This is a genomic window from Massilia sp. MP_M2 (genome assembly GCF_039123635.1).
Classification (GTDB): domain Bacteria; phylum Pseudomonadota; class Gammaproteobacteria; order Burkholderiales; family Burkholderiaceae_D; genus Telluria.
In genome coordinates this window covers 90,594-103,907 of record NZ_JBCHJF010000009.1, presented here as the reverse complement: position 1 = coordinate 103,907, position 13,314 = coordinate 90,594, and the positions used below count along the sequence as shown (strand labels likewise).

General features: G+C 63.2%; 6 protein-coding genes and 1 pseudogene. 4 read left to right on the top strand and 3 right to left on the bottom strand.

Features of this window, described 5'->3' with window-relative positions:
* Positions 1-8: 8 nt before the first annotated feature.
* The 3 genes and pseudogenes from RCH14_RS18280 to RCH14_RS18270 form a co-directional block, all read right to left on the bottom strand.
* Positions 9-2,909 carry an esterase gene (locus tag RCH14_RS18280; protein WP_343027531.1) on the bottom strand — a complete coding sequence of 967 codons (2,901 nt, stop codon included), beginning with the start codon at positions 2,907-2,909 and terminating at the stop codon, positions 9-11.
* The gene (locus RCH14_RS18275; RefSeq protein ID WP_343027670.1) at positions 2,906-3,163 is read right to left on the bottom strand and encodes a cyclomaltodextrinase C-terminal domain-containing protein; all 258 of its coding nucleotides are present in this window, start codon (positions 3,161-3,163) and stop codon (positions 2,906-2,908) included. The genes RCH14_RS18280 and RCH14_RS18275 overlap by 4 nt, the downstream gene beginning before the upstream one ends.
* A gap of 195 nt (positions 3,164-3,358) precedes the next feature.
* Positions 3,359-4,696 (bottom strand): annotated as a pseudogene (locus RCH14_RS18270) (alpha-amylase family glycosyl hydrolase); the annotation flags it as partial.
* Between the two features lie 529 nt (positions 4,697-5,225).
* On the opposite strand from RCH14_RS18270, the gene RCH14_RS18265 reads away from it, so the two are divergent.
* From RCH14_RS18265 to RCH14_RS18250, 4 genes are all read left to right on the top strand, one after another.
* On the top strand, positions 5,226-6,188 hold the full coding sequence (locus RCH14_RS18265; RefSeq protein ID WP_343027530.1) for a TonB-dependent receptor plug domain-containing protein: 963 nt from the start codon (positions 5,226-5,228) through the stop codon (positions 6,186-6,188).
* Complete coding sequence (locus RCH14_RS18260; protein ID WP_343027529.1) at positions 6,185-8,071, top strand: TonB-dependent receptor; 1,887 nt, start codon at positions 6,185-6,187, stop codon at positions 8,069-8,071. Before RCH14_RS18265 ends, RCH14_RS18260 begins: the two co-directional genes overlap by 4 nt.
* Before the next feature lie 450 nt (positions 8,072-8,521).
* A complete protein-coding gene (locus RCH14_RS18255) occupies positions 8,522-11,185 on the top strand; it encodes a TonB-dependent receptor (RefSeq protein ID WP_343027528.1) in 2,664 nt (887 codons plus the stop codon).
* Between the two features lie 200 nt (positions 11,186-11,385).
* Entirely contained in the window at positions 11,386-13,230 is a 1,845-nt protein-coding gene (locus RCH14_RS18250) for a DEAD/DEAH box helicase (RefSeq protein WP_343027527.1), read from the top strand.
* The last annotated feature ends 84 nt before the right edge of the window (positions 13,231-13,314 follow it).

Here is a 13,314-nt window from a genome sequence, read left to right as displayed (position 1 = left end):
CGGCCGGCCTACTTCACGCGGAGCAGCCGCACCCCATGGATGTCGAACCGGTTGGCCGGTTCGGCGCCACCGGCACCGGTGAAGGTGCGGTTGCTCTCCAGATAGCTCATATTGTAGAAATCCGTCATCTCCAGGCGGTAGCTGCCGGCCTCCAGGCGCGCGGCCAGTGGTGTCGAATACACGGTCGGCGTGGCGCCCTTGAACAGCGGCGCATGCGGCAACTGGATCACGCCCTGGGCCACGACCTGGCCAGCGCCATTCTTCAAAGCCAGCCACTTCACGCCGCCACTGATCCCCAGATTGACCTGGTTTGCACCGTTGTGATAACGCACCTGGACCCGGTAGTCGCCCCCATGTTCGACGCGCATTCCGTCCACGGCAAAGCGGTCGTGCGGCCGGCCCCAGTCGCGGATCGCGGGCAGGGCGAAGCGCGCATCCGGCGCGGTGCTCGTCAGGTTCGACGTCACGCGCGGGTCGGTGACGCCGATGTCGATGCCAGCGACTGCGTCAATGCAGCGCGGCTGGCTGTGGTGGCTCACATTGCCGCTGTCGGCAAAGCGCGCCTCCACCGCATAGCACGACGCCACACCGGCCTTGTGGTCGGTCCAGGCGCCGGCCGGCAGCTTGTCGGCCACCCGCTTGCCGTCGCGGTAGACGCGATAGGTCACATTCCCCGCATTGCCACCTGCGCCGATCGTCAACGCCACGGCGCCGGACGCATCTCGCGTCAAAGCGTCGATCACCGGTTCGCGCGGACCAAACGTGACGGACGATTCTTCATACGGATTGGCCTGAACGTGGCGGATGCCCTGCGCCCCGGCGACGACTTTGCCCAGCACGATCTCGATGCGATTTTCGGCGCGCAAATCACCCGTGCGCAGCGTGTCCCTGACCTGCTTGCCGTTCAACAGGATGCGCTCGACCCGGTGATAGCCATCGCCGTCAGCCGCGGGCGGCAGGCGCAGCACCACGTCGATGCGCTTGCCGTGCAGGCGCAGGTCGTGCAAGGCAATCTCGTTCGACGCGCCAAAAGTCTCGCGCCGCAGCCTGGCCGTCACGAACGGGCGCAGCACGATGCCGTCGTCCTGCACGCTCACGCCGAACACGCTGCCGATCACCATGCCCAGATACCCGCCGACCGACCATAACTGGCGGCGCGAATTGATCACGGGGCCGCTCAATGCCGGCGTGGTTTCATCGAGCAGCAATGGCTGGCCCGACAACCACTCGAGGTTTTCCATGTTCGACAGGTTCACCGCCGCGCCGCGCATCAGCGTCGCGTAGGCGGCATCGGCCACCGCCGCGTTCTTGCCCTGTGCTGCGGCGCGCAGGCCATACGCCGTGACGAAGGGCCAGATGGCGCGGTTGTGGTACACCGGCGCGCCGATCTGCTGTGGCCAGATCACGGGCGCGCCCATCGGGCCATGCGGATAGCGCGCCAGGATCGACGCCGTCTGCCTGTCGTCGGCCACGCCGCTGACAATCGCCAGCGCCTGGCCGAGCCAGTCGAACTTGTGCAGCGGCGCGCCGTCCAGATGGCCGGCCGTGAGGCTGCTGTACATGCCTTCGTCGGCCAGCCAGAGTTCCTGGTTGATCGCGCGTTTCAGCTCCGATGCCCAGCGCGTGTAGCGCGCGGCCTTGGCCGCATCGCGCTGTTCGCGCGCCAGTTGCGCCGCCAGCTTGAGCGCCTGGAAGATGACGACGTTGGTCGACAGCGCCTTCGCGCTGGCCATCGACGCCAGGTCGCCTGGCATCCAGGCGGCGTAGGTCTGGTCGCGCCAGTCGAGGAACGATTCTTCGCCCGTGTACAGGCCCGTGGCCGCGTCGAACGCCGCCACGCGATCGATCTCGAGCGTGTTCGACAGCGCGGTCAAGGCCTTGCTGGCGAACGGCGCACGCTCGGCAGCCGGCAGCGTGCGCAGCGTCTCTTCGGCCGCGAAGGCCCAGGTCAGGCGGTCGGTGCTGACAGGCCAGCTGCCGCCGCTGCCGGTGTCCTGCACGATCTGCAGGCCGTCCGCCGTGGCGGGGATCTGCGCCACCGGCGTGACGCCGGCGCGCCAGCCAGAGAGCTTGAAGTCGAGCGCATTGCGCACGCGCTGCGGGTCGAGCAGGGCCAGGCCCAGGTCGGCCGCATACGACAGGTCGCGCGTCCAGACATATGCCCACTTTTCGCCCGTGGAAAAGCACTCGCAATCGATGGCGTTGCCGCCGTTGTAGTTGCCGTCCTTGATCTGGCTGACCGAATTGAGCCGCATCTCGGCGCCGGCCAGCGCGAACAGCGCGTCGAAGGTGAGGTTGCCGGTACGGGCGCGCGGCAACCCTTCCTGCTCCACGTACGCCACATGCTGCGGACCGGGGTCGCGCAGGCTCATCGTGCTTGACTGGACATACTGGCGCAGCAGCGCCTGCGCATCCGGCGTCGAGTAGCGTACCGTCTCGGTCTTGCCGTCCCAGGTCGGCCAGGCTTGCGTGACGACCGCAGCGTGGCCCGCGTGCGGATCGGGCGCGTTGGCGCGATCTGCATCGGCCAGACGCGTGATTTTCAGCGCAGGTTTGGCCGGGTCGCTCGCGTCCAGCGTGAAACGGTACGTCCCGGACGTGCGCACGAACAAAAACGTCTCCGGCCCGGACAGGCGTTCGAGCTGGTACGCGGTGCCGGGGGCCGCATTGACGCTCTTGTCCGGATCGATCACCCATTCGGCCGCCCAGTCGCTGCTACCGAGTTTGAATGCATGATTGCCCGGCGCGACGGCGATGTCGGCCTGATAGATGCCCTTGCCCTTGGGCGCCAGCGCGTCCGCCGTCCCCCAGCCATTGAACGCACCGCGCACGAACAAGGCGGCATCTGACTGTGCATGGGCGGCGCCGCAGGCAAGGAGGGCGGCCAGTGCGATGGCGCTGCGCATCATCGCGGCGTCTCCAGCTCCAGCGCATCTAGTTCCAGGATCACCGAGGCGCGTGGGGGCAGGGTCAGCGTCGAGCGCAGGTCGAACGTCTTGCCGGTCAGGACATCCACGCCGCTGGTGACGCCCGTGAGCATTTCGCGGAAACGGTCGACATCGAGCGCCATTTCTTTCGCGTTGTTGTTGAACGCGACCAGCACTTTTTTATCCGCGTTATAGCGAAAGTAAACGTAGGTATTATTTTGCGGCCCGTAATGCATCAAGCGGCCGCTGTGGATCACCGGCTGGCCCTTGCGCCAGTTGGTCAGCTTGCGCACGAAGGCCTGCGCCGCGCGTGGCTTGTCCTTCAGGCCCTTGCCGGTGAACGCATTGACCTTGTCGCCGGCCCAGCCGCCCGGGAACGGGATGCGGTAGCTGGCGTCGTCGCGGTCCTTGGTCGGGCTGGTAAACAGCAGCTCGTCGCCCACATAGAACTGCGGGATGCGCGGCGCGGTCATCATGAACACCATCGCCATCTTGTACTTGTCGAAATCCTCGCCGGCGACGCTGTAGATGCGCGACATGTCGTGGTTGTCGGCGAACAGCACCAGGTTGCCGGCTTGCGGATACAGGTAGTCGAGCGACAGCGTCTCATACACATCGGAGAACACGTTGCCGCCCTTCTTGTCGGCCAGCGCGGTGCGCATCGCCTCGGCCACCGGGAAGTCCATCATGCTGGGCGTGTAGGCGCGGTAGCCGTCGAAGTTGTCCTTGCCGCGCTGCCAGCGCGCCACGACCGGCACCTTCGTGCTCCACTCTTCGCCGACCAGGTTCAGGTTCGGGTACTCGGCCATGATGCGGCGCGTGTACTCCGACAGAAACGCGCTGTCCGAATAGCCGAAGGTGTCGATGCGCAGGCCCGAGAGCTGCGCGTATTCAATCCACCAGATGTTGTTCTGGATGAGCTAGTTGGCCAGCAGCGGATTGGACTGGTTCAGGTCGGGCATGCTCTTGACGAACCAGCCGCGCGTGAAGTTGTCGGCGTCCTCTTTCGCGCCGTACGGGTCCTGTACCGCCGTGTGGTAGTGCTGGGTCGGGACGAACTTGTCGCTGTAGTTGATCCAGTCCGGCGCCGGCACGTCCTTCATCCACCAGTGATGCGAACCGATGTGCGACAGCACCACGTCCTGGATGATGCCGATGCCGCGTTTCTTCGCTTCGGTCGACAGGCGCACGAAGTCCTCGTTGCTGCCGTAGCGCGGGTCGATCTTGTACAGGTCGGTGGCCGCATAGCCGTGGTACGAGTAGCCCGGCATATTGTTTTCGATGAGCGGCGTCGGCCACAGCTGCGTGAAGCCCATGTCCGCGATGTAGTCGAGGTGGTTGATCGCGCCCTGGATGTCGCCACCGTGGCGGCCCAGGCCCCCCTTGCGGTCGGCCTTGTCGAGCATGCCGGCGACGTTGTCGTTGGACGGGTCGCCATTGGCGAAGCGGTCCGGCATGATCTGGTAGATCGCGTCCTTGCTGGAAAAGCCCTGGCGCGTCGCGGAACCCGGCGCGCGCGCCAGCAGGCGGTAGGCGTGCGTGGTCGTGCGACCGGCGCCGCTGAACGTGATGTCGAATTTGCCGGGCGCCACCTTCGCATCGAGCACGAGGTCGATGAACAGGTAGTTGCGGTTCGGTGTGCGCGTGACCGATGCAATGCGCGCGCCGGGGTAGGTCAGCGTCGGCGTCAGGTCGGCAATTGCCTCGCCGTGGACCATCAGCTGGACCTTGTTGTCGTGCATGCCGGCCCACCAGAATGGTGGCTCCATGCGATCGATGGCAGGGGCCTGGGCGAAGGCGGCAAGCGAAGCGCTGCCGAGCACGATGGTGGCGAGGAATTGTCTCATGGGTTCTGCGGCTGGTGCCAGTCGGGATACTGTTGACGTAGTTTGACTACAGAGGCAGCAAGTCGACGGTGGAACGCGGGGCCGGTGATGGTTGTGTTAATCGAAGGTTACTATAAACCCTGCGCTCCAACAATCCTGTAGGGCGGATTCGATTTCACCCCGACTACATAGACGTACGGCCGGCGAACCTTCAGATTACCTTCAGATTGGGTGTGAAGGGCCCTCAGATGGCCCTAAAGCCCGCAAATCTGTAGCCCAAGTACAACGTGCACAATGTTGTTGTCGTGCAAAGCATGCCATGATCCTCGCCACAGATTGCTGCCTGTTCCGGCTCTAGTTTTAGTACAGAGTCGTTACCGGCAGTTAATAAAAACCGAGGAGACACCTGAACGCCACCGCCACCTGGGCCACCACCGCCCGTCGCCGTACCGCAGCCAGTTTTGCATTTCCGTTGAACCCGTTCGCCGCCGGTTGCGCCGTGCTGCTGTCGGCCCTGGCAGGTAACGCGTATGCGCAAGCCTCGGGCAGTGCAGAAGCCACCCCCGTCGCACCGAACACGCCCGTGGCCGCTGCCACGGTGCAGACGCCGGCAGAGGCGCCGGCCGCCGCACCGACTGCTTTCCCGAACGCAGTGGTTTCGACCGTGACGGTGACTGGCATCCGGACCGGCATCGAAGCGGCGATCTCGATCAAGCGCAATTCGAACTCGATCGTTGAAGCGATCTCGGCCGAAGACATCGGTAAATTGCCGGACACGTCGGTCGCCGAGTCGATCGCGCGCCTGCCGGGCGTGACCGCCCAGCGCAGCCGCGGTTCGGGACGTGCATCGGAAATCTCGGTGCGCGGCCTGTCGCCGAGCTTTAACGGCACGCTGCTCAACGGCCGCGAAATGGCCTCGACCGGCAATGCCCGCAATCCTGAATTCGACCTGTTCCCATCCGAGCTGATGGGCGGCGTCGTGATCTACAAGACACCGGACGCGAGTGTCATCGGCCAGGGCCTGTCCGCGACGATCGACCTGAAAACCGTGCAGCCGCTGGACTTCGGCAAGCGTGTCATTGCCGCCAACTACAAGCGCAGCCGCCTGGGCGTGCGCACCGCCGAAGAAGGCAGTGGCGACCGCGTCTCGTTCTCGTACATCGACCAGTTCGCCGACCGCAAGTTCGGCATCGCACTGGGCATCACGTCGTACGACGAAACCGGCGGCGAGCAGCGCAAGTTCGACGCCTGGGGCGGCAACACGGCAGCCCTGCCGTTCAATGGCCAGAATGTACTGGTGCCACTGGGCTTTACCGCCGACACCGAATCGACGTCGCACAAGCGCGACGGCGCCTTCATGTCGCTGCAGTTCCGTCCGACCGCGATTTCCGCTCGACCCTCGACCTGTTCTATTCGGCCGGCGAGACGGGCTTGAAGCGCAGCGGTTTCGAAGGTGCAGTCGGCTCGAACACCTCGGGCCTGTATGACCCGGCCGGCGTGCTGCAGAATGTCGTCGTGCAGAACGGCGTGGCCACCAGCGGCACGCTGACCAACTACAAGGGCGTGGTGCGTAACCACGTCGAGACGTCGGAAGACGACCTGAAGACGGTCGGCTGGAAGAACGAGCTCAAGCTGGGCGAATGGAGCACCAGCCTTGATACCACCTGGTCGAAAGCGACCAAGCTGAGCGCGCGTTACGAAACCACCGCCGACCTGCCGGGCAATGCGAATCCGCTGGACACGATTTCGCGGACCGGTTTTAGCGGCGGCAATTTCACCGACGTCGCCTGGCGTACTGGCCTGAACTATTCGGACCGCGCGGTTGCGCAACTGACCGACGTGAACGGCTGGTCGGGCACCGCCACCAACATCCTGCCGCAAGCCGGCTACCTGGCCCAGCCGTACGTGGAAGACACGCTCAAGGCGATCCGCCTGAACGCCAAGCGTCCGGTTGAGTGGGGCCCGATGTCGGCCGTGCAGTTCGGCTACAACTTCACCGACCGCGAAAAAGCGCGCAGCGGCGAAGAAGGCCGTCTCGAGATCCTGGGCGGCGCCCAGTTCGCTGCGCAGACAATGCCGGGCACGGGAACCGCCGTTGCCGGCACCACCGGCATCCCGATCGTCTCGTGGAATCCGTCCGGCTCGCTCGGCACCGTGCACCAGCTGGCCACCAACATCAATGCCGACATCCTGACCAAGTTCCGGGATGTCAAGGAGACGGTCCAGACCGCTTACCTGATGGGCGACCTGAACGGCGAGCTGTTCGGCTTTAAATACCGCGGCAACGTCGGCTCTCAGTTCGTGCACACGAAGCAGACGGGCGGCGGCTACAACAGCGGCAGCTGCACCGGCGAAACGGCCGATGCCTGCCCGGCCGTGCGCGTCGTCGACAGCGTCAGCTACTGGGACGTGCTGCCAAGCCTGAACCTGTCGTTCGACCTGAAGAATGACCAGGTGCTGCGCATGGGTCTGGCGCAAGTGCTGTCGCGTCCGAACCTGGACGACCTGCGTGGCGGCATCGGCTTTGGCGTGAACACCGGCGTGACCAACCCGTTCATCAGCGGCGGTGGCGGCAACCCGGCGCTCAAGCCATTCAAGGCCAAGGCGTTCGACCTGTCGTACGAAAAGTACTTCGCGAAGAAGGGCTATGTCAGCGCGGCCGTGTTCTACAAGAAGCTCGACACGTTCATCCTGCGCACGCCGTCGGAATACGACTTCGCGCCATGGACGACCTCGACCACGCCGCTGCCGACCACCGGCGACTTCGCCGGCTCGACCGTTGGCGTGCTGAACCGTCCTGAAAACGGGAACGGCGGCAGCATCAAGGGCTACGAGCTGGCAGTGAATATTCCGCTGAACATGGCGAGCGACTGGCTGGACGGCTTCGGCATCGTGGCCAACCACTCGTTCACCAGCTCGGCCATCGACATTCCGGCACTGGGCTTTGGCAACGTGCAGACGTCGGCGCAGTCGATCCCGCTGCCGGGCCTGTCGCGCAAGGTCAGCAATCTGCGCGTGTACTACGAAAAGTACGGCTTCCAGATCGCCGCCGCAGCGCGCAAGCGTTCGGACTTCCTGGGCCAGTCGCCGGACTTCTCGGACACGCTGCAGTACACGTTCATGAAAGGCGAGACCATCGTCGACTTCCAGCTGTCGTATGTAATCCAGTCGGGCTTCGCCAAGGGCTTGTCGGTGTTTGCCCAGGCCAACAACTGGAACAATGCGCCGTACCAGGAGTACACGAACAGCAGCGATTCGATCACCCGTCGCGTCGATTACGGCCGCACCTACCGGTTCGGCGCCAACTACAAGTTCTGATGACCGGCGAGGCTTAGTAACAGCTTCCCACTTGCGTCAAGTCATCTTCGGCAGCCGCCAGGCTACCGGGGATTTTTTTTCGTCTGTTGTAAAAATACAAAATTTATGTAGTGAAGTTACAAGCGATCTTGTGGGGCCTGAATGTTTTACTACATCCGGCGCACCGTTTCGGTGCAAATGAGTATAAAGCGTCGCATTTTAGAGCCTTTGTAGCCGTACTACACGCGTTAAAAACCACACGCACGCTACTCATCAGTTAATAACTCATTGTTTTTGTTGAATATTGTGACTGTATGTGACCTGAGTTCGTTTGAAAGCTACTCCCGTTGACAGTGCATCTAGTTTTAATACAGAATCCCGCCCAGCGTTGCTGTTAAGGCGTGTCATAACAAAGTCCCGAACGTGCGGTCGAAAGCTGCTCTAGGGAAATTACGTCGTTCTGAGGAGATCATGAAAACTTTCGCCAACAAGCGTTCCGCGTTCCAGCTGAGCCCAGTGGCCGCCGGATGCGCCATCTTCGTCACCATCATGGCCGGCAGCGCGCAGGCGCAAACCGCCACGACGACTGACACCGCCGCCAGCGATGCGCCGGTTGCCACCGTGACCGTCACCGGTATCCGCCGCGCCATCGAGGACGCAATTGCCGTCAAGCGCGAATCGACCGGCATCGTTGAAGCCATTTCGTCGGAAGACATCGGCAAGCTGCCGGACGTGTCGATCGCCGAATCGCTGGCCCGCCTGCCAGGTCTGTCGGCGCAGCGCGTCAACGGCCAGGCCCAGTCGATCAGCATCCGCGGCACCTCGGGCGACCTGTCGACCGCGCTGCTCAACGGCCGCGAACAAGTCACCACCAGCTCGGACCGTACCGTCGAATACGACCAGTACCCATCCGAACTGATCAGCGCCGTCACCGTGTACAAAACCGGCGACGCCGCCGTGATCGGCCAGGGCCTGTCGGGCACGGTCGACCTGCAAACCATCAAGCCGCTGTCGCTGCGCGAACGTGTCGTCACCGTCAATGTGCGCGGCGAAAAGAACTCGAAAGGCGAAATCAGCGCCGGCTCGCCCGACACCGGCAGCCGCGTCAGCGCGTCGTACATCGACCAGTTCGCCAACCGCACGATCGGTGTGGCCATCGGCTACGCACGCCAGGACAAGCCGAACGTCGGCGAACAGTTCGAAACCTGGGACTGGGTGGACGATACCAATGTCGTGCCAGGCTCGACCGTCAAAGTGCCAAAGGGCATGAAGTCGATCGCCACGACCGGCAACCAGGTGCGCGATGGCCTGATGGGTGTGCTCGAATGGCGTCCTAACCGCAACTTCAGCTCGACCTTCGACGTCTACCACTCGCGTTTCGACCAGGAAGAAATCCGCCGCGGCATCGAAATGCCACTCAAGGACGACGGCGAAGTGCGTTTCTCGAACCCGACCGTCGTGAACGGCACGATGATCAGCGGCACCGCCAACAACGTCAATCCGGTCGTGCGTAACAACCGCCTGACGCGCGACGACAAGCTGACCGCCTTCGGCTGGAACAACCGCTATACGACGGGCGACTGGGTCGGCATCGTCGACATCAGCCGCTCGAAGGCTGATCATAAAGAACAGCTGATCGAGATCAACGCCGGCCGCGCTGCGCGCCAGACGCTGAACTACAGCTACAACGGCGGCACGATTCCTGTGCTGGGCCTGTCGGGCACCTATGACGATCCGTCGCAGATCGCCATCGGCGGCCAGTTCGGCGAAGGCTATGTCAATGCCCCGAACATGACCGACAAGATGACCTCGTTCCGCACGAGCATCGAGCGCAAGTTCGACAACGCGTACTTCAACAGCCTGGAGCTGGGCTTCAATTACTCGAAGCGCGAAAAAGAAAAAGCACACCTGGAAACGGGCTTCTCGAAGATCGGCAACGGCACCTTCGGCGCCAACGTTCTCAACAGCTCGCAAGCGTTGTACGGTCTGCAGAACAGCCTGAGCTGGGACATCGACGGCGTGCTGGCCAACAACTTCGGCCCATTCACGCCAGCCGTGCTGGTGCCATGGGGCGCGACCAAGAACTGGACGATCGAAGAAAAGGTCAAGACCGGTTACGCCAAGCTGAACATCGACACCGAACTGATGTCGATGCCACTGCGCGGCAATATCGGCATGCAAGTCATCGAAACCGACCAGAGCTCGACTGCGAACACGCTGCGCGCCTGGCCATTCGCCGACCTGGTCCCGCTGACCGACGGCAAGAAGTACACCGACTACCTGCCAAGCATCAACCTGGCCTGGAGCCTGCCTGACCAGCAATTCCTGCGCTTCGGCGCCGGCAAGACGCTGGCCCGCGCCAAGCTGAACCAGCTGAACGCGGCGCTGGAAGTGGGCCTGACCGCCCAGACCACCGGCACCCCGTACGGTAACGGCGGCAATGCGCAGCTCGATCCATGGCGCGCCAAGCAGGTCGACCTGTCGTACGAAAAGTACTTCGGCAACAAGGGCTATATCTCGGCTGCTGGTTTCTACAAGGATCTGTCCTCGTACATCTACAGCGTGACCGTGCCGCGTGACTTCTCGGAGTTCAACCTGCAGGGCGCCCTGACCAATATCGGCACCATCACCCAGCCGCGTAACGGCGAGGGCGGTAGTCTGCGTGGTCTGGAGTTTGCGGCATCGACCCCGCTGGATATGATCCACCCGATGCTCGACGGTTTCGGCATCACGGCCAACGCGTCGTTCACCAACAGCGAAATCTCGATTCTCGACCAGCGCTTCGGCAATGTCGCGATTCCGCTGCCGGGCTTGTCGAAGCGCGTGTTCAACTTCACGGCGTATTACGAGAAGGATGGATTCTCGGCACGTATCAGCCAGCGTTATCGCAGCGATTATGTGGGTGAAATCGGCGGAATTGGTGGTGCAACCGAGCTGACTTACGTAAAAGCTGATAAAGTAGTCGACCTGCAATTGGGTTATGACTTCAAGCAAGTCGAAGGTCTGTCCGTGCTGTTCCAGGTCAACAACCTGACCGACACCGCCTTCCGCAGCTACGCTGGTACCGAAGACCGTCCGCGCGGCTATGCCAAGTATGGCCGCCAGATGTTGTTCGGCCTGAACTACAAGCTGTAATCCGGTACTGAGCGAAGGTAGCGCCACCCAACGGGGCGCTACCGCGACCGCCAATGCCCTTGCAGGTGTGCCTGCAAGGGCATTTTTCATTGTTCGGATTCTGTGGTTTCGGCCGCCCGGTCCATTGTATTTAGCGCCCCCAACGAAGCAACGGTGTAAACTGTCGCATTCGTACTTACTTAATAAGAGCAACTTCCTCTATGTCAGACACCCCAATCCCATCGTTTTCCGACCTCAATCTTTCGGCGCCTGTCCTGAAAGCATTGAAAGACGTCGGATACGAAACGCCGTCGCCGATCCAGGCAGCCACCATTCCCCTGTTGCTGGAAGGGCGCGACGTGCTGGGACAAGCGCAGACCGGTACCGGTAAAACCGCGGCCTTCGCACTGCCGATCCTGTCGAACATCGACATCAAGCAGACCGCGCCGCAAGCGCTGGTGCTGGCGCCGACGCGCGAACTGGCGATCCAGGTCGCCGAAGCGTTCCAGAGCTACGCCGCCCACATCAAGGGCTTCCACGTGCTGCCGATCTACGGCGGCCAGAGCTACGGCCCGCAACTGTCGTCGCTGCGCCGCGGCGTGCACGTCGTCGTCGGCACGCCAGGTCGCGTCATCGATCACATCCAGAAGGGCTCGCTCGACCTGTCGAAGCTGACCACCCTCGTGCTGGACGAAGCCGATGAAATGCTGCGCATGGGCTTTATCGACGACGTCGAGCAGATCCTGCAAAAAACCCCGGCCACGCGCCAGACCACGCTGTTCTCGGCCACCATGCCGCCAGCGATCAAGCGCATCGCCAAGACCTACCTGCGCGAGCCGCAAGAGATCACGGTCGCGGCCAAGACCGGCACCGCCGACAATATCCGCCAGCGCTACTGGCTGGTGGCCGGCATGCACAAGCTCGACGCGCTCACCCGCATCCTCGAAGCCGAAGCCTTCGACGGCATGATCATCTTCGCGCGCACCAAGCTGGGCACCGAAGAACTGGCGACCAAGCTGCAGGCGCGCGGGTTCTCGGCCGCTGCCATCAACGGCGACATCGCCCAGCAGCAGCGCGAGCGCACGATCGATAACCTCAAGAAGGGCAAGATCGACATCCTGGTCGCGACCGACGTTGCCGCGCGCGGCCTGGACGTCGAGCGCATCAGCCACGTCATCAACTACGACGTGCCGTCGGACCCTGAGAGCTACACCCACCGCATCGGCCGTACCGGCCGCGCTGGCCGCAGCGGCGAAGCGATCCTGTTCATCACCCCGCGCGAGCGCAGCCTGCTCAAGCTGATCGAGCGCACCACTCGCCAGCCGGTCGCGCCACTCGAACTGCCAACCGTCAAGGCCGTCAACGAAGTGCGCATGACGCGCTTCAAGGACCAGATCCGCGCCACGCTGGCCGAAGGCAACCTCGAAGTCTTCCGCGCGCTGATCGAAGACGTCGAGCGCGACGACAATGTGCCGGCCATCGACATCGCCGCCGCCCTGGCCAAGATGGCACGTGGCGACGAGCCGCTGCTGCTGACCAAGCCTGACCGCGACGTGCGTCCGGAAAGCATGCCGTCGCAGCGCGAATTCGGTGGCAGCCACGAGCGTGCACCACGCGAACCGCGCGGTGACTGGGAAGAGCGTCCAGCGCGCCCTGCGCGCGAGCCAGGCTTCAAGAAAGAGCGCGTCATGCGCGACCCTGAGCCGGGCATGGCCACGTTCCGCATCGAAGTGGGCTTTGCTCACGGCGCCAAGCCGGGCAATATCGTCGGCGCGATCGCCAACGAAGCGAACATCCCGTCGAAGCAGATCGGCCGCATCGAGATCTATGACGATTACTCGACGCTCGACCTGCCATCGGACATGCCGGCCGAGCTGTTCACGCAGCTCAAGTCGATCTGGGTCGCTGGCCGCCAGCTGGCGATCACGCGTGACGGTGAAACGCCGGCCGTGCCAGCCGCCGGCGCCAAGAAGCCGTTCACCAAAAGCGGCGCCGACCGCCGCGTGACGGACAAGCCGATGCCGGGCAAGAAGCCGCATCGCAAGGGCGAGAGCAGCAAGGACTGATCGTTTCACCGTAAGTTGAAAAACGTCGTTCCCGCGCAAGCAGGAGCGACGTTTTTACATTGGCCCGTCGAATAACAAGCTCTC

What these genes read in the sequence shown, in the direction of transcription:
- RCH14_RS18280 (WP_343027531.1), bottom strand. Translation starts at nt 2,909, where the DNA reads ATGATGCGCAGCGCCATCGCACTGGCCGCCCTCCTTGCCTGCGGCGCC.
- RCH14_RS18275 (WP_343027670.1), bottom strand. Translation starts at nt 3,163, where the DNA reads ATGCATTACGGGCCGCAAAATAATACCTACGTTTACTTTCGCTATAAC.
- RCH14_RS18255 (WP_343027528.1), top strand. Translation starts at nt 8,522, where the DNA reads ATGAAAACTTTCGCCAACAAGCGTTCCGCGTTCCAGCTGAGCCCAGTG.
- RCH14_RS18250 (WP_343027527.1), top strand. Translation starts at nt 11,386, where the DNA reads ATGTCAGACACCCCAATCCCATCGTTTTCCGACCTCAATCTTTCGGCG.